Here is a 24,805-nt window from a genome sequence, read left to right on the forward strand (position 1 = left end):
CTGTAAAGCGTTTTCGCAGCTAGCCTCGACGGCAGACATCCCTTCCGCGGGGCCACGACGGCAGCGCGGGGACCCCCGGAGGAGCAACGATGCCCAGTCCACGCCGCCTGCTAGCCGTCGCAGCAGGAGCCGCAGTCGCCCTGACCCCCGTGGTGGGGTCCTCCCTCCCCGCCGCGGCGGAGACGACCACCGTCGCCCTCGTCGGCTCGCTCCAGTCCGAGATCGGCTGCCCCGAGGACTGGAAGCCGGAGTGTGCGGCCTCCGAGCTGGCCCGGGTGGGTGACACGACGGCATACACGAAGACGTTCACCGTGCCCGCGGGGACGTACGAGTACAAGGTCGCCCTCAACGACACGTGGACGGTCAACTACGGCGCCGGCGGCGTGCTCGACGGAGGCAACCTCCCCCTCGTGCTCGAGGCCCCGGCGACGCTGACGTTCACCTACGACGACGCCACGCACCTCGTGAGCCTCACGCCCCAGAACCTCTCCGGCGGCACGACGGCGGGTGACGCGGCGCTCGCCCAGAGCTCGCTGCGCCAGCCCCTGACGCGCGAGCGGTTCTACTTCCTCATGGCCGACCGGTTCGCCAACGGCAGCACCGCCAACGACAGGGGCGGGCTCACCGGCGGTCCGTTGACGACCGGGTTCGACCCGACCAACAAGGGCTTCTACCACGGTGGGGACCTCAAGGGCGTCATCAACAAGCTCGACTACATCAAGGGCATGGGGACGACCGCGATCTGGCTCACGCCGAGCTTCAAGAACAAGCCGGTCCAGGGCAAGGCAGGCGAGGAGAGCGCGGGCTACCACGGCTACTGGATCACCGACTTCACCCAGATCGACCCCCACCTCGGCACCAACGAGGAGATGAAGGCGCTCATCGCCGCGGCCCACAAGAAGGGGATGAAGGTCTTCTTCGACATCATCACCAACCACACCGCGGACGTCATCGACTACGAGGAGCAGCAGTACACCTACCGCTCCAAGAAGGCGTTCCCGTACAGGGACGCCGCCGGAGAGGTCTTCGACGACCGGGACTTCGTCAACGAGACCTTCCCCGAGATGGACCCGGCGACGTCCTTCCCGTACACCCCGGTCCTCCGCCCGGGCGACGAGGACGCCAAGACGCCTGCGTGGCTCAACGACCCGCTGATGTACCACAACCGCGGTGACTCGACCTTCGCCGGCGAGTCCTCGACGTACGGCGACTTCATCGGGCTCGACGACCTGTTCACCGAGCGGCCCGAGGTCGTCGAGGGGATGGGCGAGATCTACAAGCAGTGGGTCGACTTCGGCATCGACGGCTTCCGCATCGACACCGTGAAGCACGTCAACCTCGAGTTCTGGCAGAAGTTCATGCCGGACCTGCTCGAGCACGCGGCGAAGAAGAACGACGACTTCTTCGCGTTCGGCGAGGTCTACGACGGCAACCCCGCGGTCATGTCCGAGTACACGACCCGCGGCAAGCTCCAGGCGACCCTCGACTTCGGCTTCCAGCAGCAGGGCATCGACTTCGCCAAGGGCAAGCCGGCCGGCGCGCTCGCGGACTTCTTCGCCAAGGACGACTGGTACACCGACGCCGACAGCAACGCCTACCAGTTGCCGACCTTCCTCGGGAACCACGACATGGGGCGCGCCGCCATGTTCCTCAAGGAGGGCGTGACGAGCGAGGCCCAGCACCTCGCCCGGGTGAAGTTCGCGGACTCGCTGATGTTCGCGACGCGCGGCAACCCGGTCACCTACTACGGCGACGAGCAGGGCTTCGTCGGCACCGGTGGCGACCAGCTGGCCCGCGAGGACATGTTCGCGAGCAAGGTCGACGTCTACAACACCGAGGACGTGCTCGCAGGGCCGGAGGGCTCGCGGGACCGGTACTCGACCACCCACCCGCTCTACGAGCACATCAAGGCACTCTCGGCGGTGCGCGCCAAGCACCCGGCCCTCGCGGACGGCGCCCAGGTCAACCGGTACGCCGCACCGGGCGCGGGCATCTTCGCCGTGTCCCGGATCGACGCCGGCCAGAAGGTCGAGTACGTCGTCGCGGCCAACAACGACAGCAAGCCCGCAACCGCGACGTTCCCGACGTGGAGCAGGGGCAAGGGCGTGGTGTTCACGCCGGTGTCCGGCACCGACAGGGCCGTCAAGCCGACGGCCGACGGCTCGGTGAAGGTGACGGTGCCGCCGCTGACCGTGAGCGTCTGGCGGGCCAACAAGCCCATCGCCACCACCGGCGCCGCCCCGACCGTGGAGCTGTCCGCAGGGTCGGACTCCACGGTGGCCGGTCGCGCCGAGGTGGCGGCGGACGTCACGACCAGCACGTTCGCGCAGACGACGTTCCTCTACCGCCCGGTCGGGACGGCGACGTGGCGCCCCATCGGGACCGACGACAACGCCCCCTTCCGGGTCTTCCACGACGTCGCAGGTATGCCGCTGGGCTCCGTCCTCGAGTACCGCGCGGTCGTGCGTGACGCTGCGGGCCGGGTGGCCGCGGACGGCACGTGGGCCTCGGTGGTCGCGGAGGCCACCGGCGGCTCGACGGAGGGTGAGATCGGCGACCCGCCGGCGACCCAGCCGACGGCGGTCTCCGTGCCGGGGACGCACAACTCGGAGATGGGCTGCCCGACCAACCTCGGCGTGAGCGGGGACTGGGCGCCGGACTGCGACCAGGCCCAGCTGGCCCTCGACCCCGACGACCTCATCTGGAAGAAGACGTTCACGATTCCGGCCGGGCCGTACGCCTACAAGGTGGCGCACGACCGCTCGTGGACCGAGTCCTACGGGGACGGTGGCGGGACGGAGAACATCTCGTACGAGACGCTCGACGGGACGGTGACGTTCTTCTACGACCCGCGCACCCACTGGGGCACCTCGGACGAGCAGACCGAGATCATCACCGCGGCCGGCACGTTCCAGTCCGAGCTCGGCTGCCCCGCGGACTGGTCCCCGGACTGCATGCGCCCGTGGCTGCAGGACAAGGACGGCGACGGCGTCTTCACCTGGGCGACGACGAAGATCCCCGCGGGCACGTGGCAGTTCAAGATCGCCCACGACCAGTCGTGGACCGAGAACTACGGCGACGGCGGCGTCCCCAACGGCGGCGACATCAGCGTGACGGTGCCGAGCGCCGGGGCGACGACGAACTTCGTCTACGACTCGGCGACCCACCGCACCACCGTCACGAGCGTCGCCGCCGCCCCGTGACCCCGTGACCCGCGTTGGCGTCTGCGTGGATGGTGAGGTTCTCGACCATCCACGCAGACGGGGGCAGGGGGCTCAGGTGACGGGCGCCGGGTGGGCGCCGCCCTTGAGGGCGCGCTCCTGGCGCAGTGCCGGGAGGTAGAGGAACGCGCCCAGCACGCTGACGAGCCCGGCGGCGACCATCGCCGTCTGCACCGAGGTGGTCGCGGCCAGCCACCCGATCGTCGGCGCGGCCACCGCGCCACCGGCCTGCATGACCATCGAGTTCATCGACAGCACGGTGGCGCGGTTGCGGGCGCTCGCCTCGCGGTGGAGCAGGGTCAGGTGCGGGGCCCCACCGACGCCGTGCAGCATGTAGGTCACGAGGTAGGCGCCGACGAGGCCGGCGGGACCGAGCATGAGGCCCATGACGGCGGCGCCGAGGCCGTTGAGGACGCGTGCCGCGATGGCTGCGCGCACCACGCCCCAGCGCCGCATCATCCGGCCGGCGACGGCCGAGCCGAAGGCGAACACGGCCCACCCGCCCGCGGCGACGGGCCCCAGAAGGACGCCGGCGTCCGTGGTGCCGAGCATCTCGGACAGCCGGATCGGGAGCATCGTCTCGAAGACCATCATGCCGATGACCCAGAAGAGCTCGACACCGATCAGCCCGGCGAGGATCCGGTTGTGCCGCAGCAGGGTCAGCCCGTCGCCGATGACCTTGGGGGTGTCCCTGGCCGAGTCCAGCGCCTGACGCGCCCGGGTCGTTTCCGACGACTCGTGCGGCTCGTGGACCATCGTCAGGGTGAGGACGAGGTGGACGACGGCGAAGGCGATGGAGACGACGATCGGGAACGCGATGGCGCTGTAGTCCGCGAACGGGTGCCACAGGATCAGTCCGCCGGAGGCCAGCGACCCGCCGGCGATCGCGACACCGACGATGGTGCCCTGGGCGGCGAGGGCCTGGTCGACGTCCGCGCCGGGCTCGGTGAGGTGCACGGTGTCGACGAACCACGCCTCGAGCGGCCCCGAGTCGAGCGCGCGGTAGATCCCGAGGAAGCCCGCAGCCAGGGCGAACTGCCAGAACGTCGTCGCGGTCAGGTAGAGGACGCCCGCGATGACGTTGACGACGCCGGCCGCGACGAGGACGGCCTTGCGGCCGAAGGCGTCGGCGAAGCCGCTCGTGGGAAGCTCGAGGAGCAGGACCATGACGCCCTGCGCGGCGCCGTAGGTCATCGTCTCCTGGACGGTCAACCCGCGTTCGAGCGCGAACAGGGTGAACACCCCGATGACGAACCCGACGGGAAGCCACCGGGTGGCGGTGAGGACGAGGAAGACGCGGCGGGCGGCGGAAGGCGAGAGGTGGGTGCTCACGCCTCCTCCCCCCGCGGGATGCGGTCGAGGTCGAGCGGGTAGGCGACGCTGTAGACGGCGAGCCGTCGCGCCGCCGGGTTGCCCTGGCCCACGCGCCGGTAGCGCGTGATGACCTCGTCGATCTCGGCGTTCATCGCCCGGAGCTGGGCGGGGGTGGCCACGACGTAGGAGTCGTTCATCCCGGCGGCGTCCCGCCAGGCGAGCGGCCACGCGCCCTCGACGTCGAGCCACTTCTCGAACTGCTCGGCGAAGTGCCTCGTGTAGTCACGCACGAGCCAGTTGAGCGCGGTCTCGGAGTCCTCGTCGCCGGCGAAGTCGCTGGCGTCAAACTGGTGGCTCTCGGTGGCGGCGCGCCACAGCCGGCGCTTGCCCTCGCCGTCCCCGGTGTCGGCGACCAGCCCCACCGCCTCGAGCTTGCGGAGGTGGTAGCTCGTCGCCCCCGAGTTCGTGTGCAGGGTCGCGGCGAGGTCGGTCGCCGTCGCCGGCCCGTTGCGCCGGAGGGTGGAGAGCAGTCGCGAGCGCAGCGGGTGGGCGAGCACCTTGAGCGAGGTCGAGTCCAGCCGGATGCCGGTGAGACCACGGGTGTTGGCGGACGGTTCGGAGGCCATGCGTGCACAATACCTCTGCACACTCTGTGTGCACAAGTAGTGTGCACGGCGTGCTCCGGGCACCGTCCGTGCAGGTCAGCGGGTGTTTCAGGCGGCGCGACCGGGGATTTGGGTGCGCGGGCGTGCCCCCGTAAACTTGGTGACTGTTGTGCCGTGCGCCCTTCCCAGGGTGGCCCGAGAGGTGAGAGCCCTGGCGGGAGCACACGGCATACCCCTGTCGGCCGGAGGTTCACCGTCGCAGGTTCCCGTTCCATCCACACGTTAGGTAACACCGTGCGTACCTTCACCCCGAAGTCGGGCGACATCACGCGGCAGTGGCACGTCATCGACGCCACTGACGTCGTGCTGGGGCGCCTCGCGAGCCAGACCGCGATCCTGCTGCGCGGCAAGCACAAGGCGACCTTCGCCCCCCACGTCGACACCGGTGACTTCGTCATCATCATCAACGCCGAGAAGGTGGCCCTCACCGGCTCCAAGGCCGAGCAGAAGCGTGCCTACCGCCACTCGGGCTTCCCGGGTGGTCTCCGGAGCCGCACCTACGTCGAGATGCTCGACAAGTTCCCCGCCAAGGCCGTCGAGAAGGCCGTGCGCGGCATGCTCCCGCGGACCACGCTCGGTCGCGCGCAGCTGACCAAGCTCAAGGTCTACGCCGGCTCCGAGCACCCCCACGCGGCCCAGCAGCCCAAGCCCTTCGAGATCACCCAGGTGGCCCAGTAATGACCGAGAACACCTCCATCGAGTCCGACGTCGAGCTCGGCACCGACGCCGACGACGTCGAGATCTCCGAGTACACCTCGGAGTCCTCCGGCGACGTCGCGGGCGAGGAGACCCGTCGCCCGACCGCCTCCGCCCCCGGCGCTGCCACCGGTCGTCGCAAGCAGGCCATCGCCCGCGTGCGCATCGTCCCCGGCACCGGTGAGTGGAAGATCAACGGCCGCTCCCTCGAGGGGTACTTCCCCAACAAGGTGCACCAGCAGATCGTCAACGAGCCGCTCGCGGTCCTCGAGCTCGTCGGCGCCTACGACGTGCTCGTGCGCGTCCACGGTGGTGGCCCCTCCGGCCAGGCCGGCGCGGTCCGCCTCGGTGTCGCCCGCTCGCTCAACGGGGTCGACGAGGAGCTGAACCGTCCGGCGCTCAAGAAGGCCGGCTTCCTCACCCGTGACGCCCGCGTCCCCGAGCGCAAGAAGGCCGGTCTCAAGAAGGCCCGCAAGGCGCCCCAGTACAGCAAGCGCTGATCGGCAGGCGCCCGTTGTGGCGCGTTCCGCGACGAAGGCGGCATCTCTCCAGGGGTGCCGCCTTCGGCGTGCGGCGGTAGGTTGACTCGTCGGCCGGTTTCCACGGCCGACACCCCAGCAGGACGAGGAAAGGCACGGCACGCGCATGGCACGACTGTTCGGGACCGACGGGGTCCGAGGACTCGCCAACGTCGACATCACCGCGGACCTCGCCCTGGGGCTCGCCGTCTCGGCGGCGCACGTCCTCGGCCGTGAGGCCCGCGAGGCCGGCCGCCGCCCGAAGGCCGTCGTGGGGCGCGACCCCCGCGCCTCGGGGGAGTTCCTCGGCGCAGCCGTCGTCGCCGGCCTCGCCTCGGCCGGGGTCGACGTCCACAACGTCGGCGTCCTCCCGACGCCCGCCGTCGCCTTCCTCACCTCCGACATGGACGCCCACTTCGGCGTCATGCTCTCGGCCTCGCACAACGCCATGCCCGACAACGGCATCAAGTTCTTCGCCTCAGGCGGTCACAAGCTCCCCGACTCGGTGGAGGACGAGATCGCCGCGGGTCTCGGCCGCGAGTGGGAGCGCCCCACGGGCGCCCAGATCGGGCGGGTCCACCAGAACCGCGCCGGGCAGGCTCGCTACGTCGCGCACCTGCTCCAGGCCCTGCCCAACCGCCTCGACGGGCTCACCGTCGTCATCGACGGCGCCCACGGCGCCGCCTCGTCGGTCTCGCCCGAGGTGTTCCGCCTCGCCGGGGCCGAGGTCATCGAGATCGGCACCGAGCCGGACGGCCTCAACATCAACGACGGCTACGGCTCGACCCACCTCGGCCACCTCAAGCAGGCCGTCGCCGCCAAGGGCGCCCACATCGGCATCGCCCACGACGGCGACGCCGACCGCTGCCTGGCCGTCGACGCCGACGGCAACGAGATCGACGGCGACCAGATCATGGGCATCCTCGCCGTCGCGCTCAAGGAGCGTGGCGCACTGGCCGGGGACACCCTCGTCGCCACCGTGATGAGCAACCTCGGCCTCCTCCAGGCCATGGAGCGCGAGGGCATCACCGTCAAGCAGACCGGGGTGGGGGACCGCTACGTGCTCGAGGAGATGCGCCGGTCCGGCCACACGCTGGGCGGCGAGCAGTCCGGCCACGTCATCATGATGGAGCACGGCACGACGGGTGACGGAGTCCTCACCGGCCTCATGCTGGCTGCGCGCATGGCGCAGACCGGCCGCACGATCGCCGACCTCGGCACCGTGATGACCCGGATGCCGCAGGTGCTCGTCAACGTCAAGGGCGTCGACAAGGCCCGCGTCGACACCGACGAGGGCGTGCAGGCAGCCGTGGCCGCGGAGACGGTCCTCCTGGACGGCAGGGGCCGGGTCCTGCTGCGCAAGTCCGGCACGGAGCCGGTCGTGCGCGTCATGGTCGAGGCGGTCACGGCCGAGGACGCCCAGGACGTCGCCGACCGCCTCGTCAAGGTCGTCAGGGAGCGCCTGACCCTCTGACGAGGCGGGAGCCGGGTCAGCGCTGGGGGTCGAGCGGGACGCCGGGCGTCGAGCCGGCCGCTGCGGCGGCGGCCCGGTGACGTTCGGCGTGAGCCTCGTCCTCCGCCCCGGGGTCCACGTGCGTCGGGTCGAGGACGCGCTGGAGGAAGACGCGGGTCCGCTCCTCGGTGGGCGATCCGATGACCTGGCTGGGGACGCCCTCCTCGACGATCGAGCCACCGTCCATGAAGATCACCCGGTCGGCGACCTCGCGCGCGAACGCCATCTCGTGCGTGACGACGAACATCGTCATCCCCTCGGTGGCCAGGCGGCGCATGACCGAGAGCACGTCGCCCACCAGCTCGGGGTCCAGGGCCGACGTCGGCTCGTCGAAGAGCATGAGCTTGGGGTCCATCGACAGCGCGCGGGCGATCGCGACGCGTTGCTGCTGGCCACCCGAGAGCTGGGCCGGGTAGGCGTCGGCCTTGTCGGAGAGCCCGACCTTCTCGAGGTTGTCACGCGCCTTGGTCTCCGCCTCCTCCTTGCCCCGCTTGAGCACGGTGGTCTGGGCGACGGTGCAGTTGTCGAGGACCGACAGGTGCGGGAAGAGGTTGAACTGCTGGAAGACCATGCCCATGTTGCGACGGATCGCGTCGATGTCGCAGTCGGGGTCGGTGACCTCCTCCCCGCCGACCTTGATCGAGCCGCTGGTCGGCTGCTCGAGCAGGTTGATGCACCGCAGGAAGGTCGACTTGCCCGACCCGGACGGTCCGATGACACAGACGACCTCGCCCTGGCGGATCGTGGCGTCGAGGCCCCGGAGGACGTGGTTGGAGCCGAACGACTTGTGGAGGTCGGTGACCTCGACGACGGCTGCTCCCCGGTGGGTGGCTGATGAGCTCATGCTCAGCGCTCCTTCTTCTGGCGGGCTTCCATGCGACGCACGACGTAGGACAGTGGCAGGGTGATGACGAGGTAGCAGAAGCCGGCGACGACGAGCGGGGTGAGGTTGGCGTTGGAGCTCGCGAGGTCTCGGCCGTACTTCGTCAGCTCGTAGCCCGCGGCGGAGAGCCCGAGCACGTAGACCAGCGAGGAGTCCTTGACGAGCAGGATCACCTCGTTGGTCAGGGGTGGGGTGATGATGCGGAACGCCTGGGGCAGGATGATCTTGCGCGTGGCGACACCGGCCGGCATACCGAGCGACCGCGCCGCCTCGATCTGGCCCGGCGGCACCGCCTGGATGCCCGCACGGATGGTCTCGGCCATGTAGGCCGAGGCGACGAGACCGAGTGCCACCCAGACCGTGCCGTACGGGTCGTACGGGATGACGAGGCCCTCGAAGGCCAGGGGCAGCAGGCTGAAGGCGATGAAGACGACGATCGCGGGAAGCCCTCGGAAGAACTCGATCCACGCCGTCGAGATCCACCGGTAGGGGCCGACCGAGGACAGGCGCATCAGGGCGAGCACCGTTCCCAGCAGCAGTCCGAGGACGAACGCGCCCGCGGTGTAGACCAGGGTGTTCTTGAAGGCGTTGGGGAGGCCTTCGGTGAGCGTGGCCTTGACGAGGTCCGAGCGGAAGAAGACGCTCTGGATCTGGCCCCAGTCGGCGCCGAGCGCGAAGGCGATGACGAAGGCCACCAGGAGCGCGTACTGCGTCCATCGGATGCGCTGCGCGCGTCTGCGGGGTGACAGCTTCTTCTTCGCGGGAGCGTCAGTGATGGCGGTGCTCATGAGTTCTCCTGCCGGCCTGCGGGTGCGGGGACCAAGGACGCCGAAGGGCGGCGGTCCGGTCGAACCGTACCGCCGCCCTCGGCGTCGAAGGAAGGATCACTTCGGGGCGTCGACCCCGAACCACTTCTTGTAGATCGTGTTGTAGCGGCCGTCCGTCTTGGCGGCCGCGAGGATCTCGTTGGCCTTCTCCGCCATCTTGGTGCCGTTGGGGTCGTCCTTCTTGAACATCAGGCCGTACTGCTCGCCGGTGTCGAACTCCTTGACGACCTCGGTCGTCGGGTTGTCCTTGGCGTAGTCGAGGAGCGGGCCGTTGTCGTTGATCGCACCGTCGACGCGGCCGGACAGGACGCCGGCGAGCTGGGTCGGCAGGTCGTCGAAGACGACCGGCGTGAAGCCGTTGGCGGCCTTCTCCTTCTCGGCGAACTCCTGGCCCGTGGTGTCGGTCTGGACACCGAGCTTCTTGCCCTTGAGTCCGGCGAGGTCGGTGATGCCCGAGTCCTTCTTGACGATGAGGGCCGCCGTGGAGTCGAAGTACGGGTCGGAGAAGAGCACGGCCTTCTTGCGCTCGTCGTTGATGGTCGTGGCGCCGTAGCCGGCGTCGCACTTCTTGGCCGCGAACGCCGCGCCGGAGGTGATCGTCGCGAACTCGATGTCGACGACCTCCTGCTCGAGGCCGAGCTCCTTGGCGAGCAGGTCCATGAGGTCGACGTCGAAGCCGACGACCTTGGAACCCTCCTTGAACTCGAAGGGCTTGTACGACAGGTGGGTGCAGGCCTTGAGCTTGCCCGACTCGATCGTCGTGATCCCGCTGGAGTTCGTGGCGGCTGCATCGGCGTCGCCGTCGCCGTCGCTGGAGCCGCAGGCCGCGAGGGCGAGCGTGGAGACGAGGGCCACGGCAGCAATGGTGCTGGCGCGGCGGGTACGTGAGGTGGTCACCGGTACTCCTTGGCAGTAGTTGACGTGGTCGACCCACATCTGACTAGTCGCTGACCCTACCCAGCGGGGGGCCGGATGGACCGTTTTTCCCCCATCGGACGCCCGAATCGTGACCTGTGTTGCGCCGGTGTCGCCGCGGTCAGCGCTGATGGGCGGCGATGATCCGGGCGTACTCGAGACCGGAGTCCTTCACCGTCCGCTCCTGCGTCTCGTAGTCGACGTGGACGATCCCGAAGCGCTTGCTGTAGCCGTACGCCCACTCGAAGTTGTCCATGAGCGACCACGCGAAGTACCCGCGGACGTCCGCGCCGTCGTCGATCGCGCGGCGCACCGCCTCGAGGTGGCCGTGGAGGTATGCCGTCCGGTCCGGGTCGTGGACCGCCCCGTCCGCGCCGACGGTGTCCGGCCAGGCCGAGCCGTTCTCGGTGATGTAGATCGGCAGCCCCGACTCCCGCGACGACCGCAGGATGATGTCGTGGTGGCTGTCGGGCGAGATCTCCCAGCCCATGTCGGTCAGGGGCGGGCGGGGAGCCGTCTCCTCGACACCGTCGCAGCCCGGCATCGGGTTCTGCGCCCCCTCGGAGAAGCGCACCCGCGTCGGGAAGTAGTTGTTGACCCCGAGGTTGTCCAGGGGCGCGCTGGTGACGGCGAAGTCGCCGTCGTGGAGGTAGGCGTGGTCCGTGAGGTGCGCGGTGTCCTCGAGCATCCCCTGGGGGTAGGCGCCGTGGAACAACGGGCCGAAGAAGATCCCGTTGAGGGCGTTGTCGGCACGGCGTACGGCGTCGACGTCGCGCTCGTCCGGGTCCTCGGGCCCGTGCACCTGGGTGGGGTTGAGCGTGACCGACACCTCGGCGCCGGGGGAGAGCTCGCGGATGACGGGGACCGCCGTGCCGTGCGCGAGGGTGAGGTGGTGCGCGGCGACCAGGGACTCGGCCGCGTCGGTGTGCCCGGGCGCGTGGGCGCCGATGGCGTAGCTGAGGACCGACGAGCACCACGGCTCGTTGAGGGTCGTCCAGTGGGTGACCCGGTCGCCCAGCGCCCCGACGACGGCGGCGGTGTAGTCGGTGAACCAGTCCTTGACGTCCCGGTTGAGCCAGCCGCCGCGATCGTCGAGCACCTGCGGCAGGTCCCAGTGGTAGAGCGTGACGAAGGGACGGATCCCGTTGTCCAGCAGCCGGTCGACGAGCCGCGAGTAGAAGTCGAGCCCCGCCTGGTTCACCGCGCCCGTCCCGGTCGGGATGACGCGCGGCCACGCGACCGAGAAGCGGTACGCCTCGAGGCCGAGGCCCTTCATGAGGTCGACGTCGGACTCCAACCGGTGGTAGTGGTCGCACGCGACCGCGCCGGAGTCGCCGCCGAGCACCTTGCCCGGGACTGCGCTGAACGTGTCCCAGATGGACGGCGAGCGGCCGTCCTCGGACACCGCACCCTCGATCTGGTAGCTCGCGGTCGCTGCCCCCCAGAGGAAGCCGTCGGGGAAGGTCGTCTGGAACGTCATGGGCCCACGGTAGTGCTGCCCCGAGTACTGAGGCAGGGTGTCGGCATGGCACCCGACGCAGTCAACGACCCGAAGGCCTCCGTCACGATCATCGGCGGGCACGGCAAGATCGCCCTCCGGCTCGCCGGACTGCTCACCGACGCCGGCCACGACGTCACGTCGTGGATCCGCAGCGCGGACCAGGGCCCGGACATCGAGGCGGTGGGCGCGACGCCGGCCGTCCTCGACGTCGAGCAGATGTCCGGGGAGGAGATGGCGGCCGCGCTCGCGGGCGCCGACGCGGTGGTGTGGTCCGCCGGCGCCGGCGGTGGCAGTCCGGAGCGGACCCTCGCCGTCGACCGGGACGCCGCGATCCGCTCCATGGACGCGGCCGCGCGCTCGGGCGACCCGCTCTACGTCATGGTGTCCTACTTCGGAGCCCGAACGGACCACGGAGTGCCGGAGGACAACCCGTTCCACACGTATGCCGAGGCCAAGGCGGCGGCCGACGGGCACCTCCGTGCGTCGGCCCTGAGGTGGGTCGTGCTCGGGCCGAGTGCCCTCACCGACGACACCGGCACCGGGCGGGTCGAGGTGGGTGGCGACGCGGGCGGCCGGAGCGTCTCGCGCGACGACGTGGCCGCGGTGGTCGCGCACGTCCTGGACCACCCCGAGCTGGCCGGCTCGACCATCGAGTTCACCAGCGGCGACACCCCGATCGGCGAGGCGCTCAGCCCGGCGTGACCTCGTCTCCGACGTGCACCGCACCGGTGCCGTCGGGGACGAGCTGGACGGCGAACCACGTGGCGCCGTCCCAGCGCCGGTGGCGGGCCAGGGTCCGGATCGGCTCCCTGCCCGTCTCGAGGCTCTCGAGGTCGATCGTCGTCATGACGCAGCGGTCGACCGGCTTGGCGACCCGGAAGGTCACGCCGCCGATCCGCACCCGGGCCCACGTGTCCTCGACGAACGCCTCCAGATCGCCGTCGACGACGACGTTGGCGCGGAAGCGCTCGACCGGCAGGGGCTCCGGCACGGGCTCGCCGCGCTCGACCGCACCCTCGGCCATCCAGTCGTCCAGCTGCCGCAGCGAGGCTCGGCTCGCGAGCGTGACCGGGTACCCGTCCGCGTATGCCGTGTGGTCGCCGGCCACGCTGTACGCCGGGTTGAGGGCGCGCCGGGTCGGGTCGACGCAGCGCACGAGCCGGAGGCCGGGCCGCCCCAGCACCTGCTGGAGCCAGGTGTCGGCGGCGGGCGAGACCGGCGCGCCGGTGAGCTCGTGGCGGTGCAGCCGCACCGGGACCTCCTCACCGGTGTCACCGTGCAGGTGCAGGTCGGGTACTCCGGGAGCCCGCAGGCGCAGGCCGTCGTCCACCTCGTCGCTCGTCTCGGCGGTGTCGGGGACGACGGAGAACAGCGCGTGCAGCTCGCGGGCGGAGACGAGCCGGCCGTGGGCGTCCACGACCATCCACCGACGGTCTCCCGCGAACCCGGCGCGTTCGACGACGGCCGACCGGACCGGCCGGATCGCGCAGCTCTTCACGGGGTGCACGTTGAGCCCGACGACCCTCACGGGATACCTCGCCCTCGTCCTCGACCGGCCCTCACTCAGGCGCGGTGCTCGAGCAGGCCGGAGTCGACGTCGTAGAGGAAGCCGCCGACGTCCACGGTGTCGGGGATGAGCGGGTGCGACCGGATCGCCGCGACGTCCGCCCGCAGGGCGGCGTCCTGGTCGGCGACGACGTGGAACCCCTGCCAGGACGCGTCGGAGCCGGCCTTCTGGCCGATGAGGGCGCGCAGCTCGACCTCCGTGTGGTTCGCCATGGCGCAGCGGGTGTGCGGGACGACGAGGATGCGCTGCACGTTGAGGAGGTGCACGCCGAGGACGAGGGCCTCGAGCGCCGCCGCGGTGACGCGCCCGCCCGGGTTGCGGAAGATCTTGGCGTCGCCGGGCGACAGCCCGATCATGCCCAGCGGGTCGATGCGCGAGTCCATGCAGGTCACGACGGCGACGCCGCGGTGTGCGATGCCGTCGAAGCCCCCGAGCGTGAAGTCCTGCGCGAAGGCCGCGTTCGCGGCCAGCAGGTCGTCGAACCCGTGCGGAGCAGTCGTGTCGTCGTTCACTGCGGTCCTCGTCCCTGTGGGGTGGTGGCGGCGTCGGCCGGGAGCTCGTCCCGGGTGGGAGCGTAGGCGCCGGCGTGCACGACGGTGATCGCGCTCGTGCTCATGGCCCGGTCGACCGCGCCGGTGACGTCGCCGAGGGTGGCGCCGGCCAGGCGGGCACGGGCGGCGGCCTCGCCGAGCAGCCCGGCGTCGAGCAGGCCCGAGACGAGTCCGGCCATGAACGAGTCGCCGGCGCCCACGGTGTCGGTGACCCGGTCCACCCGGGCGGGGGACTCGGCGGTCTCACCGGTGGCGGTGACGCGGTAGGTGACGCCGTCGCCACCCCGGGTGATGACGACCAGGCCCGGTCCCAGCCGGCCCCAGGCGGCCATGACGTCGGGAAGGGTCCGGCCGGCATACAGCCACTCGACGTCGTCCTCGCTGGCCTTGACGACGTCGCTGAGCGCGATGAGCTCCTCGATGCGCGGGCGCACCCCGTCCACGTCGCCCATGATCGTGGGGCGCGCGTTGGGGTCGTAGGAGATGGTCGCGTGGGCCCGGGCGTCGCGCAGCGTCTGCGCGACGACGGCGGCCCCGGGGGTGAGGGTGGCGGCGATCGACCCGGTGTGGACGTGGGCGAAGCGGTCGAGCCGGTGGATGGGGCGCAGGTCCCAGTGCAGGTCGAACTCGTACTCGGCGGCGCCGGAGTCGTCGAGCGTCGCGATGGCGGTGGAGGTGGGGTGGTCCCCGGCGTCGAGGTTCTCGATCCTCACGCCCCGGTCGGTGACGTGGCCGCGGCAGCGGGTGCCGTGGGGGTCCTCGCCGAGCGAGGTCGCGAGGACCGTGTCGTGACTCAACCGGGCGAGGCCCATCGCGACGTTCGCGGGAGAGCCGCCCACGTGCTCCTCGACGAGGCCGTCGGGCGTGTGCACGATGTCGACGAGGGTCTCCCCGACGACGAGCACCTGCTGCGCGGCGGCCATGTCAGGCATCGCCCTTCGGGAGGCCGGCCGTGCGGTCGAGCACGTGGTGGCTCTCGATGACCCGGACCGTGCCGGACTTGCTGCGCATGACGATCGAGTTCGTCGTCGCCTGGCCTCGGGAGTATCGGACCCCTCGGAGGAGCTCGCCGTCGGTGATCCCGGTGGCGACGAAGAAGCAGTTGTCCGAGGTGACGAGGTCCTCGGTCGTCAGCACCTTGTCGAGGTCGTGGCCGGCGTCGAGCGCCCGCTGCCGCTCGTCGTCGTCGGTGGGCCAGAGGCGGCCCTGGATGACGCCGCCGAGGCACTTGATGGCGCAGGCGGTGATGATGCCCTCGGGGGTGCCGCCGATGCCGAGGAGGAGGTCGATGCCGGTGGTCTCGCGGGCCGCAGAGATGGCGCCGGCCACGTCGCCGTCGGAGATGAACTTGATCCGGGCGCCGGCGTCGCGCACCTCCTGGGCGAGGGTCTCGTGGCGCGGTCGGTCGAGCATGACGACGGTGACGTCCTGCGGTCGCTCCTTCTTGGCCCTGGCGATCCGCCGGATGTTCTCGGCCGGCGGGAGGCGGATGTCGACGACGTCGGCGACCTCCGGCCCGGCGACGAGCTTGTCCATGTAGAAGACCGCGCTGGGGTCGTACATGGTCCCGCGGTCGCTCACGGCCATGACGGCGATGGCGTTGGGCATGCCCTTGGCGGCGAGGGTCGTGCCGTCGATCGGGTCCACCGCGACGTCGACCTCCGGCCCCGACCCGTTGCCGACCTGCTCGCCGTTGAAGAGCATGGGGGCGTTGTCCTTCTCGCCCTCGCCGATGACGACCGTGCCGCGCATCTCGACGGTGGCGATGAGGGCGCGCATCGCCTCCACGGCGGCGCCGTCCGCGAGGTTCTTGTCGCCGCGGCCGACCCAGCGTCCGCCGGCCATCGCGGCGGCCTCGGTGACCCGGACGAGCTCGAGCGCGAGGTTGCGGTCGGGGACGTTCGTGGACGGGGCGTCAGGCATGGGTGGACCTGTCTTCCTTGACGGGGCGCGGCGTGCCGAGGCGTGAGCGGAACCTGCGCGCCGACTCTATCGCCGACCCCGATGGCTCGAATCGTGCGGTCATCAGCGACCATGGAGGGGTGAGCACCGCGCCGGGCAAGAGCCGCTACTCCATGGGATCGACCCCCAACATGCTGCGGTCGCTGCTCGTCATCGGTGCCCTCATGGCGATCATCTGGTTCATGACCCCCCGGGTCAACACCCTCGGCGGACCGACGGTCGACGTGCACGGCACCGCGCTCACCGTCGCCCGGGACAGCGGCTGGCCCATCTCGGAGGCCGTCGACCTGCCCCAGGGCTGGACGACGACGAGCGCCCGCTACGTCAAGGGCACGGACGGGCTGATGACGTGGCACGCCGGCTACCAGGCCCCGTCCGGCAACTACGTCGCCGTCGAGCAGACCCGTGACGCGACGCAGGGGTGGGTCGAGGCGCAGACCAACCGCGCCCGCCGCATCGGGGAGCTGCAGGCCGCGGGCATCACGTGGCTGAAGTACGAGCGTGGGGCCAAGGTCCAGAACAGCCTGCTCGACCGGCGCACCGGGTCGGGGGAGCTCACCACCCTGCTCACCGGGACCGGGACCTTCGAGGAGCTGGCCTACGTCGCCGAGCGACTCGCGCCGGTCGCCCCGTGACGGTCAGTCGCTGAGCTTGGCCTCGGCGTCGTCGAGCCACTTCGCGCAGTGGGCGGCGAGCGCCTCCCCGCGCTGCCACAGGCCCATGCTGTCCTCGAGGCCGACCTGGCCGTTCTCGAGCCGCGAGACGATGTCGACGAGCTCGTCGCGGGCGGCCTCGTAGCTCAGCTGCGGCACGTCGGCGTTGGCGTCGGCGCCGCCCGCAGTGACGGTCTGCGTCGGCTGGACGTCGACGTCGTCGGTCTCGGTCTGCGGGGTGTCCTGGGCCATGCCGAGCACCCTAACCCGCCGTCCGGACGCCGAAGTCGCCTCGGGCCACGGTGACCCGCAGCAGCTCGTCGACGTCGAGCTCCTCGGGGTCCATGACGATCTCGCCGCCCACCCGCTGCACGATCGCGTAGCCACGGTCCAGCGTGGACTGGGGTGACAGGGTCCGCAGCTGGGCGCCGAGGTGGGCGACGCCGTCCTGGTGCCGGTGCAGCTGGGCCTCGGCGCGACGCCGGGCGCGGGCGCGCAGGGCCGCGACGACCTCGCGCTGGACCCGGACGAACGCGCCCGGGTCGGCCAGCACGGGGCGCGACCGCAGCTCGACCAGACGCCGGCGCTCGTGGTGCAGCCGGGCCTCGAGGGCCCGGCGACCGCGCGTGCGCGCTGCCTGGACGAGCTGGTGCTCCCTCTCGGCGTCGGGGACGATCGCCTTGGCCGCGTCGGTCGGGGTCGAGGCTCGGTGGTCGGCGACGAGGTCGAGCAGGGGTGAGTCGACGTCGTGCCCGATGGCGCTGACGACCGGGGTGCGGGCGGCGGCGACGGCCCGGATCATCGCCTCGTTGCTGAACGGCAGGAGGTCCTCGACGCTGCCGCCGCCGCGCGCGATGACGATGACGTCGACCTCCGGTGCCGCGTCGAGCTCGCGCAGCGCCTGCGACACCTCGGTGACGGCACTCGCGCCCTGGACCGCCACCTGCCGGATCTCGAACCGCGCGGTCGGCCAGCGGCGCCGGGAGTTCTCGACGACGTCGTTCTCGGCGGCGCTCGCCCGGCCGCAGATGAGCCCGATCCGGCGCGGGAGGAAGGGCAGGGGGCGCTTGCGGTCGGCGTCGAAGAGGCCCTCGCTCGCGAGGTTGCGCTTGAGGTACTCGATCCGGGCCAGGAGCTCGCCGACACCGACCGGTCGGATCTGGCGGCCGTCGAGCATGAGCGTGCCGCGCTGGGTCCAGAAGGACGGCTTGGCCTGGACGACGACCCGGGCTCCCTCGGCGACGGGTGCCGCCATCGCGTCGAGGGCGTTGACCTGGATGGCGACCGACAGCGACATGTCGACGTCCGGGTCGCGCAGGGTGAGGTAGGCCGTCCGCGCGCCCGGGCGCCGGTTGAGCTGGACGACCTGCCCCTCGACCCAGAGCACGGACATCCTGTCGACGTACTCGGCGATCTTCATGCTCAGCAGCCGCACCGGCCACGGGTGCTCCGCGGTGGTGTCACCGGCCCGTTCGGGCAGGGCGGGACGCTCGGGAGGGCTGCTCACGTCGCCCACTCTAGGAGCGGCCACCGTCACCGAGCCGGTCCCAGGTCGCCGCGGTGACCCCGCGTCGTCGCAGCTCGGCCTTGCGCACCTTCTCGGTGGGGGTCCGGGGGATCTCGGTGACGAGCTCGACGTAGCGCGGCTGGGCGAAGCGTGGGAGCACGCGGTCGGCGTGCGCGGCCACCTCGGGGGCGGAGAGTCCGGAGCCCGGTTCGGCGACGACCGCGAGCATCACCTCGTCCTCCGTGCCCTCGGCGCCCGCCGGGACGGCATACGCGGCCACCTCGGCCACGCCCGTGAGCCGCGTCACCGCGGCCTCGACCTCGAACGAGGAGATGTTCTCCCCGCGCCGGCGGATGCAGTCCTTCGTCCGGTCGACGAAGGTCACCCACCCGTCGCCGTCCATCGTCCCGGAGTCCCCGGTGTGGAACCAGGAGCTGCGCCACGCCTCGGCCGTGGCCTCGGGGAGCCCGGCGTAGCCGGCCATGAACCCGAACGGGATCCGCGGCCGGACCATGATCTCGCCGACCTCTCCCGGGGCGAGGGCGTCATCGGTGTCGGGGTGGCGGATGGACACCTCGAAGAACCGGTCGAGGACGAGACCCGCAGTCCCCGGGCGCGACCGGCCCAGGCGGCCGTAGAGGGGGATGTTGACCTCGGTCATCCCGTAGGCCGAGACGACGTCGGCGATGCCGAAGCGCTCCCGCCACGTCTCCTCGTGGGTCGGCGGGTTCGGGACGGGGCAGATGACGCGAAGGGCGTGGTCACGGTCGTCCGCCGCGGGCTGCGCCTGGACGAACTGGCTCATCGCGCCGAGGAGGTTGGTGACGGTGCACCGGTGTGCGCGCACGTCGCCCAGCCACGCGGAGGCGCTGAAACGAGGGCGGACGACGGCGGTGGCCCCGGCGATGAGGGTCGCGTAGAGCTGCATGAAGAGGCCGTTGGCGTGGAAGAACGGCATGCAGATGTAGTAGCGGTCCTCCGCGGTGAGGCCGAGGGCCTCGATGCTGCCGAGCCCGAAGAGGTAGCAGTGGGCGTGGGGCATGAGCACGCCCTTCGAGGGGCCGGTCGTGCCGGAGGTGTACATGACGCACGCGACGTCGCTCGCGGCCGCGTCGTGGGTCTCGGCCCCGGGTCGTGACGGCTGCAAGTCCCATCCGGCCAGCGACAGCGGCGCGAGCCCGGGCACGGCGTCCAGGACCTCGGCGACGGCGGCCGCTGCGGTGCCCGCGACGACCACGTGCTGCGCTCCGCTGTCGCGCAGCTGGTGGGCGAGGAAGTCACCGGTGAGTGCGGTGTTGACCGGCACCATGACCGCCCCGAGCCGACCCAGCGCGAGCCACACCCGGACGAAGTCGAGCCCGTTGGGCAGGACGACGGCCACGGGGTCGCCGACCCCCACTCCGGAAGCGCTGAGGTGGTTGGCCATGCGGCCGGCGTCCCGCTGCGCGTCGGCGTAGGTCAGGTCCCCCTCGCCGATGACGGTGACGAGGACCCGGTCGCCGTGGCGCACTGCCTGGTCGGCGAGGACCTGCGGCAGGGTCCAGCGGAGGTGGTCGGTGAGGTGGGTGTACACCCTCGGACCCCATCACGTGCCGACGGTCGAGGCCATGTGGTCCCGCCCCATGCCTCCGGTGCCGGACGGGCGCACAGGGCAGGCCCAGACGTCCCGCCTACGATGGGGCCATGACCGCCACGACTGACCAGGCCACCAAGCGCGTCCTCCTCGCCGCGCCCCGCGGCTACTGCGCCGGTGTCGACCGGGCCGTCGTCACCGTCGAGAAGGCGCTCGACCTCTACGGCGCGCCCGTCTACGTCCGCAAGGAGATCGTCCACAACAAGCACGTCGTGACGACGCTCGAGAGGCGCGGCGCGATCTTCGTCGAGGAGACCGACGAGGTGCCCGAGGGCGCCACCGTGATCTTCTCCGCGCACGGCGTCGCCCCCGTGGTGCACGAGGAGGCCAAGGCGCTGGGCCTCAAGACCATCGACGCGACCTGCCCGCTCGTCACCAAGGTCCACCGCGAGGCCGTCCGGTTCGCGAGCGACGACTTCGACATCCTGCTCATCGGTCACGAGGGTCACGAGGAGGTCGTCGGCACGGCCGGTGAGGCCCCTGAGCACATCACCCTCGTCGACGGCCCCGACGACGTCGACAACATCGAGGTCCGCGACCCCGACAAGGTCGTCTGGCTGTCCCAGACCACGCTCTCGGTCGACGAGACGATGGAGACGGTCCGCAGGCTGCGCGAGAGGTTCCCGAAGCTGCAGGACCCGCCCAGCGACGACATCTGCTACGCCACCCAGAACCGCCAGCTCGCGGTCAAGCACATGGCTCCCGACACCGACCTCATGATCGTCGTCGGCTCGCGCAACTCCTCCAACTCGGTCCGCCTCGTCGAGGTCGCCCTGGAGCACGGCTCCCGCGCCGGTCACCTCGTCGACTACGCGGACGAGATCGACGAGTCGTGGCTCGACGGGGTGGGCACCGTCGGCGTCACCTCCGGCGCGTCCGTGCCCGAGCTCCTCGTCCGCGGAGTCCTCGACTACCTCGCCGAGCGCGGGTACGAGGACGTCCGCCCGGTCGTCGCCGCGGAGGAGTCGCTGATGTTCTCCCTCCCCAACGAGATCCGCCGCGACCTCAAGGCCGCCGGACTGTCGGACAAGATGCGCCACGACGGGTCGTTCGTCGAGGCCGGCTCCCTGCACTGACGGTGCCGACCCCGGACGGCGTCGTCGTCCTGTCGTTCCCGTTCCGGGGGACGTGGCGGGTGGAGAACAGTCCGGCCCGACGCGTTCCCAGCCACGGCACGGAGGCGTTCGGGGTGTCCCACGCCATCGACTTCGTCGCGGTGGACGAGCGCAACCTCTCGGCCCCCCGCACGTGGCGCACCCGGGTGGGCGTCGAGGACCCGGAGGGCTTCCTCGGGTTCGGTGAGCCGGTGCTCGCACCGGCGGCCGGTGTGGTCGTGGCCGTGCACGACGCCGAACCCGACCACGAGGCGCGGCGCTCGCCGCTGCGGCTCGCCGCGTACGCGATGGGCCAGGCCGGACGGGCCCGCCGCGGCATCGTCGGGCTGGCCGGCAACCACGTCGTGATCGCGCTCGCACCAGCGGGGCCGTTCGTCCTGCTCGCCCACCTGCGTCAGGGGTCCGCGTCGGTCCGCATCGGGCAGCAGGTCGCGGTCGGCGAGCAGGTGGGGGAGTGCGGGAACACCGGCAACAGCACGGAGCCGCACGTCCACCTCCAGGTCAGCGACTCGATCGAGGGGGCGTCGGCACGTGGGGTGCCGGTGGCCTTCCGCGCCCCGGACGGTCGAGCGTGGCTCCCCGGTGAGGGCGAGCTCGTCACGGCCTGAGGAGCGGCTCCCGAGCCGCCCGTGGCTCGCGAGCCGCTTCGCGACGACCTACCCGGCTCGCGAGCCGCCCCGGCCGTCGCGCTCGGCGTCGAGCAGCAGGTCGGGACGCTCGTGCTCGGCCCCGACGGCCTCGAGGAGCTCGATCGCCGTCAGCACCCTCGGCCCGGTCTCGACGGGAACGAGGTGCGGCAGCGCGTCGGTGACGACGTCGAGCTCCTGCATCCGACGGGCCGTGACGAGGACCCGCGACTCCAGGGCGCCGACGAACTGGTTGTAGCTCTCGACGGTCGCGTGCAGCGAGCGCCCCATCTTCGCGGTGTGGGTGCCGAGCGACCCCAGCCGGCGGTAGAGCTCCTGACCCAGGGCGAGCAGCTCGCGGGCACTGGTCGAGAGCGAGTCCTGCTGCCAGCCGAAGGCGACCGTGCGGAGCAGGGCGAGGAGCGTGCCGGGGCCGACGAGCACGACCTTCGACGTCATCGCCCGCTCGTGCAGGCCGGGGTCGGCGGACAGCGCGGCGGCGAGCATCGCGTCGCTGGGGACGAAGCAGACGACCATCTCGGGCGTGGACTCGAACGCGGACCAGTAGTCCTTGGCCGAGAGCGCCAGGACGTGCTGGCGCAGGGCGGTGGCGTGCTCGCGGAGCAGCTGGCTCCGCTCGTCGTCCGGCAGGTCCTCGGTCTGGGCGTCGAGGAAGGCGCTCATCGGTGCCTTGGCGTCGATGACGAGCGAGCGCCCGCCGGGCAGGCGCACGACGACGTCGGGGCGGACCTCGCGGTCGTGCCGGCTGCGGCTGCGGACCTGCTCCTCGAAGTCGCAGCGCGCGAGCATGCCGGAGGCCTCGAGGACGCGGCGGAGCTGGACCTCACCCCACGACCCGCGCACCGACGACGAGCGGAGTGACCCGGCGAGCGACTGCGTCTGGCGGCCGAGGTGCTGGGCCTCGGACTCGACCCGGCCCATGACCGCCCGCAGCGCGCCGAACTGCTCGACCCGGTCACGCTCGAGCACCCCGACCTGGCGCTCGACCCGGCCCAGGGCGTCGCGCAGCGGCGCCAGCAGCGACGCGGTCTCGAGGTCCTCGGCGAGGGACGCCTCGAGGTCGACGACCCGCTCGCGCAGGAGGTCGCGCTCGGTGTCGGCGGAGGCCGAGCGGACGGCATACGACGAACGAAGGAGCAGGTGTGCCATGAGCGCACCGATGACGATGCCGCCCACCAACGCGATCCACGGGTTCATGGGGACACCGTGCCAGCGGGCACCGACATCCGGCGGGAGGTTAGCCTCGGCACATGGCTGACAGTGGGCGCTCGTTCATCCACGTCCTCAACGACCGCCTCCCGCGCAAGCGCAACATCGCGCAGGGACTGCTGCGCAACGAGGACGGCGAGATCCTGCTCTGCGAGCTGACCTACAAGTCCGAGTGGGACCTGCCCGGTGGGGTCGTCGACCCGCGGGAGAGCCCGGCCGCGTGCGTCGTGCGGGAGATCAGCGAGGAGCTCGGCGTCAGCGTCGGGATCGAGGGTCTCGTCACGGTCAACTGGCTGCCCCCGTGGCGCGGCTGGGACGACGCCGTCCTGTTCCTCTACGACCTCGGCACGGTCCCGCGCTCGTTCTCCGACGACCTCACCCTGCTCAGGCGCGAGCTCAAGGCCGTGCACTGGGTGGCGCCGGCGGACGTCCCGGCGCACGTCGCGCCCTACAACGTGCGGATGCTGGAGCAGGTCCTCGCCGGTGAGCACGCGGCGTACCTCGAGAACAGCGAAGTGCCGGGGGGCATGGCGTGAGGGTCGGCAGGTTCGCGGGCATCCTCGCCGCGATGCTGCTCGCGGCGCTCGTCCTCGGGTGGGTGTTCGTCAGCCTCGCTGCGCTCGCCTACGCCCTGAGCCAGGATGACGGGCGGGCGGCCACGACGTACGCCCTCTTCGCCGGGGTCGGCATCGCCGTGGGAGGGCTGGCGGCCTGGGCCGTGCGGCGCGTGGCGGGGGCACGGCGCGAGCGCGACTAGACTCCTGTCCCCGTGGCACTCACCATCGGAATCGTCGGGCTCCCCAACGTCGGCAAGTCGACGATGTTCAACGCCCTGACCAAGAACAACGTCCTCGCCGCGAACTACCCCTTCGCGACCATCGAGCCCAACGTCGGTGTCGTCCCGCTGCCGGACGACCGCCTGGCTCGCCTCGCCGAGATCCACGGGTCCGACAAGATCCTCCCGGCGACGGTGTCGTTCGTCGACATCGCGGGGATCGTGCGTGGCGCCTCGGAGGGGGAGGGGCTCGGCAACAAGTTCCTCGCCAACATCCGCGAGGCCGACGCGATCTGCCAGGTCGTGCGGGCCTTCGAGGACGGCGACGTCGTGCACGTCGACGGCAAGGTCTCTCCCGAGTCCGACATCGAGACCATCCACACCGAGCTGGTCCTCGCCGACCTGCAGACCCTCGAGAAGGCGGTCGCGCGGCTCGAGAAGGAGGCGCGGATCAAGAAGGAGTCCAAACCGCTCCTGGACAACGCGCTCGCCGCCCAGAAGGTGCTCGAAGAGGGAAGCACCCTGTATGCCGGTGGGCCGGCTGCCGGTGTCGACCTCGACCAGGCACGTGGGCTGGGCCTGCTCACGACGAAGCCGTTCATCTACGTGTTCAACCTCGACGAGGACCAGCTCACCGACGACGCGCTCAAGACCTCGCTCGCGGCGCTCGTGGAGCCGGCTGACGCGGTCTTCCTCAACGCCAAGCTCGAGATGGACCTCATGGACATGTCGCCGGAGGACGCGCAGGAGATGCTCGAGGGGTTCGGCGCGACCGAGTCCGGGCTCGACCAGCTGGCGCGCACCGGGTTCCACACGCTGGGGCTGCAGACCTACCTCACGGCCGGGCCCAAGGAGTCGCGGGCCTGGACCATCGGCCGCGGGTGGACCGCGCCGCAGGCCGCCGGGGTCATCCACACCGACTTCCAGCGCGGCTTCATCAAGGCCGAGATCGTGTCGTTCACCGACCTCGACGCCGCCGGGTCGATGGCCGCGGCGAAGTCGGTGGGCAAGGTCCGCATGGAGGGCAAGGACTACGTCATGCAGGACGGCGACGTCGTGGAGTTCCGCTTCAACGTCTGAGCTCGTCCCGCCTCCCGGTCCTCGCGAACGCGTGACCTGTGCCGCGTTCGTGA

25 protein-coding genes are annotated in these 24,805 nt (G+C 71.3%); 11 read left to right on the top strand and 14 right to left on the bottom strand.

The window, feature by feature from the left end; all coding sequences use genetic code 11:
- Positions 1-89 precede the first annotated feature (89 nt).
- Entirely contained in the window at positions 90-3,203 is a 3,114-nt protein-coding gene (locus N801_RS00980) for a pullulanase X25 domain-containing protein (RefSeq protein WP_084107980.1), read from the top strand.
- Between the two features lie 72 nt (positions 3,204-3,275).
- Here the strand turns inward: N801_RS00980 and N801_RS00985 are convergent, their stop codons facing one another.
- Together N801_RS00985 and N801_RS00990 are read right to left on the bottom strand one after the other, a co-directional pair.
- On the bottom strand, positions 3,276-4,553 hold the full coding sequence (locus tag N801_RS00985; protein ID WP_035931824.1) for an MFS transporter: 1,278 nt from the start codon (positions 4,551-4,553) through the stop codon (positions 3,276-3,278).
- Positions 4,550-5,161: an ArsR/SmtB family transcription factor gene (locus N801_RS00990; RefSeq protein ID WP_035931826.1), complete on the bottom strand. Its 612-nt coding sequence runs from the start codon at positions 5,159-5,161 to the stop codon at positions 4,550-4,552. Before N801_RS00990 ends, N801_RS00985 begins: the two co-directional genes overlap by 4 nt.
- Positions 5,162-5,434: 273 nt before the next feature.
- On the opposite strand from N801_RS00990, the gene rplM reads away from it, so the two are divergent.
- From rplM to glmM, 3 genes are all read left to right on the top strand, one after another.
- A complete protein-coding gene (rplM, locus tag N801_RS00995) occupies positions 5,435-5,878 on the top strand; it encodes a 50S ribosomal protein L13 (RefSeq protein WP_035931828.1) in 444 nt (147 codons plus the stop codon).
- A complete protein-coding gene (gene rpsI / locus N801_RS01000) occupies positions 5,878-6,396 on the top strand; it encodes a 30S ribosomal protein S9 (RefSeq protein WP_035931830.1) in 519 nt (172 codons plus the stop codon). The genes rplM and rpsI overlap by 1 nt, the downstream gene beginning before the upstream one ends.
- A gap of 145 nt (positions 6,397-6,541) precedes the next feature.
- Positions 6,542-7,888: a phosphoglucosamine mutase gene (glmM, locus tag N801_RS01005; protein ID WP_035931833.1), complete on the top strand. Its 1,347-nt coding sequence runs from the start codon at positions 6,542-6,544 to the stop codon at positions 7,886-7,888.
- Between the two features lie 16 nt (positions 7,889-7,904).
- Here glmM and N801_RS01010 read toward each other — a convergent pair whose 3' ends face one another.
- The 4 genes from N801_RS01010 to N801_RS01025 all read right to left on the bottom strand — a co-directional run bounded on the left by N801_RS01010 (position 7,905) and on the right by N801_RS01025 (position 12,032).
- The gene (locus N801_RS01010; protein ID WP_035931835.1) at positions 7,905-8,771 is read right to left on the bottom strand and encodes an amino acid ABC transporter ATP-binding protein; all 867 of its coding nucleotides are present in this window, start codon (positions 8,769-8,771) and stop codon (positions 7,905-7,907) included.
- Between the two features lie 2 nt (positions 8,772-8,773).
- Positions 8,774-9,598 carry an amino acid ABC transporter permease gene (locus N801_RS01015; protein ID WP_084107982.1) on the bottom strand — a complete coding sequence of 275 codons (825 nt, stop codon included), beginning with the start codon at positions 9,596-9,598 and terminating at the stop codon, positions 8,774-8,776.
- A 96-nt stretch (positions 9,599-9,694) separates the two neighbouring features.
- Positions 9,695-10,534 carry an ABC transporter substrate-binding protein gene (locus N801_RS01020; protein WP_035931837.1) on the bottom strand — a complete coding sequence of 280 codons (840 nt, stop codon included), beginning with the start codon at positions 10,532-10,534 and terminating at the stop codon, positions 9,695-9,697.
- Between the two features lie 139 nt (positions 10,535-10,673).
- Entirely contained in the window at positions 10,674-12,032 is a 1,359-nt protein-coding gene (locus N801_RS01025) for a GH1 family beta-glucosidase (protein WP_035931839.1), read from the bottom strand.
- Positions 12,033-12,077: 45 nt separating this feature from the next.
- Here N801_RS01025 and N801_RS01030 point away from each other — a divergent pair, with 45 nt between their 5' ends.
- Positions 12,078-12,755 (top strand): SDR family oxidoreductase, encoded by a 678-nt coding sequence (locus N801_RS01030; RefSeq protein ID WP_035931841.1) that lies wholly within the window; start codon positions 12,078-12,080, stop codon positions 12,753-12,755.
- Here the strand turns inward: N801_RS01030 and N801_RS01035 are convergent.
- Genes N801_RS01035 through glpX form a run of 4 tightly spaced genes read right to left on the bottom strand, consistent with a single transcriptional unit; the run spans position 12,742 to position 16,094 of the window.
- Positions 12,742-13,581, bottom strand: coding sequence for an MOSC domain-containing protein (locus N801_RS01035; protein WP_035931843.1), 840 nt, complete (start codon positions 13,579-13,581; stop codon positions 12,742-12,744). The two genes, N801_RS01030 and N801_RS01035, sit on opposite strands and share 14 nt — an antisense overlap.
- Positions 13,582-13,616: 35 nt before the next feature.
- On the bottom strand, positions 13,617-14,132 hold the full coding sequence (locus tag N801_RS01040) for a beta-class carbonic anhydrase (protein WP_035931846.1): 516 nt from the start codon (positions 14,130-14,132) through the stop codon (positions 13,617-13,619).
- Positions 14,129-15,094 carry a carbohydrate kinase family protein gene (locus N801_RS01045; RefSeq protein WP_084107984.1) on the bottom strand — a complete coding sequence of 322 codons (966 nt, stop codon included), beginning with the start codon at positions 15,092-15,094 and terminating at the stop codon, positions 14,129-14,131. Before N801_RS01045 ends, N801_RS01040 begins: the two co-directional genes overlap by 4 nt.
- A gap of 1 nt (position 15,095) precedes the next feature.
- Entirely contained in the window at positions 15,096-16,094 is a 999-nt protein-coding gene (gene glpX, locus N801_RS01050; RefSeq protein WP_035931851.1) for a class II fructose-bisphosphatase, read from the bottom strand.
- A gap of 119 nt (positions 16,095-16,213) precedes the next feature.
- Here glpX and N801_RS01055 point away from each other — a divergent pair, with 119 nt between their 5' ends.
- Positions 16,214-16,768: a DUF4245 domain-containing protein gene (locus N801_RS01055; RefSeq protein WP_245618155.1), complete on the top strand. Its 555-nt coding sequence runs from the start codon at positions 16,214-16,216 to the stop codon at positions 16,766-16,768.
- A gap of 3 nt (positions 16,769-16,771) precedes the next feature.
- On the opposite strand, the gene N801_RS01060 is transcribed toward N801_RS01055, so the two are convergent.
- From N801_RS01060 to N801_RS01070, 3 genes are read right to left on the bottom strand one after another with little or no spacing between them, the layout of a single operon-like run.
- Positions 16,772-17,038: an exodeoxyribonuclease VII small subunit gene (locus N801_RS01060; protein WP_084108002.1), complete on the bottom strand. Its 267-nt coding sequence runs from the start codon at positions 17,036-17,038 to the stop codon at positions 16,772-16,774.
- A 10-nt stretch (positions 17,039-17,048) separates the two neighbouring features.
- Positions 17,049-18,293 (bottom strand): exodeoxyribonuclease VII large subunit, encoded by a 1,245-nt coding sequence (xseA, locus tag N801_RS01065; RefSeq protein ID WP_035932020.1) that lies wholly within the window; start codon positions 18,291-18,293, stop codon positions 17,049-17,051.
- 10 nt (positions 18,294-18,303) lie between these two features.
- The gene (locus N801_RS01070; RefSeq protein ID WP_035931853.1) at positions 18,304-19,866 is read right to left on the bottom strand and encodes an AMP-binding protein; all 1,563 of its coding nucleotides are present in this window, start codon (positions 19,864-19,866) and stop codon (positions 18,304-18,306) included.
- 110 nt (positions 19,867-19,976) lie between these two features.
- On the opposite strand from N801_RS01070, the gene N801_RS01075 reads away from it, so the two are divergent.
- Positions 19,977-21,002, top strand: coding sequence for a 4-hydroxy-3-methylbut-2-enyl diphosphate reductase (locus N801_RS01075; RefSeq protein WP_035931855.1), 1,026 nt, complete (start codon positions 19,977-19,979; stop codon positions 21,000-21,002).
- Between the two features lie 2 nt (positions 21,003-21,004).
- Positions 21,005-21,649 (top strand): M23 family metallopeptidase, encoded by a 645-nt coding sequence (locus N801_RS01080; protein ID WP_035931859.1) that lies wholly within the window; start codon positions 21,005-21,007, stop codon positions 21,647-21,649.
- Positions 21,650-21,697: 48 nt separating this feature from the next.
- Here the strand turns inward: N801_RS01080 and N801_RS01085 are convergent, their stop codons facing one another.
- Entirely contained in the window at positions 21,698-22,885 is a 1,188-nt protein-coding gene (locus N801_RS01085) for a DNA recombination protein RmuC (protein WP_052112472.1), read from the bottom strand.
- Between the two features lie 53 nt (positions 22,886-22,938).
- On the opposite strand from N801_RS01085, the gene N801_RS01090 reads away from it, so the two are divergent.
- Genes N801_RS01090 through ychF form a run of 3 tightly spaced genes read left to right on the top strand, consistent with a single transcriptional unit; the run spans position 22,939 to position 24,752 of the window.
- Positions 22,939-23,433 carry an NUDIX domain-containing protein gene (locus N801_RS01090; RefSeq protein WP_035931862.1) on the top strand — a complete coding sequence of 165 codons (495 nt, stop codon included), beginning with the start codon at positions 22,939-22,941 and terminating at the stop codon, positions 23,431-23,433.
- The gene (locus N801_RS01095; RefSeq protein WP_035931865.1) at positions 23,430-23,654 is read left to right on the top strand and encodes a hypothetical protein; all 225 of its coding nucleotides are present in this window, start codon (positions 23,430-23,432) and stop codon (positions 23,652-23,654) included. The genes N801_RS01090 and N801_RS01095 overlap by 4 nt, the downstream gene beginning before the upstream one ends.
- Positions 23,655-23,666: 12 nt before the next feature.
- Positions 23,667-24,752 carry a redox-regulated ATPase YchF gene (ychF, locus tag N801_RS01100; RefSeq protein ID WP_035931868.1) on the top strand — a complete coding sequence of 362 codons (1,086 nt, stop codon included), beginning with the start codon at positions 23,667-23,669 and terminating at the stop codon, positions 24,750-24,752.
- The last annotated feature ends 53 nt before the right edge of the window (positions 24,753-24,805 follow it).

It is taken from the genome of Knoellia aerolata DSM 18566 (genome assembly GCF_000768695.1).
Classification (GTDB): Bacteria; Actinomycetota; Actinomycetes; order Actinomycetales; family Dermatophilaceae; genus Knoellia; species Knoellia aerolata.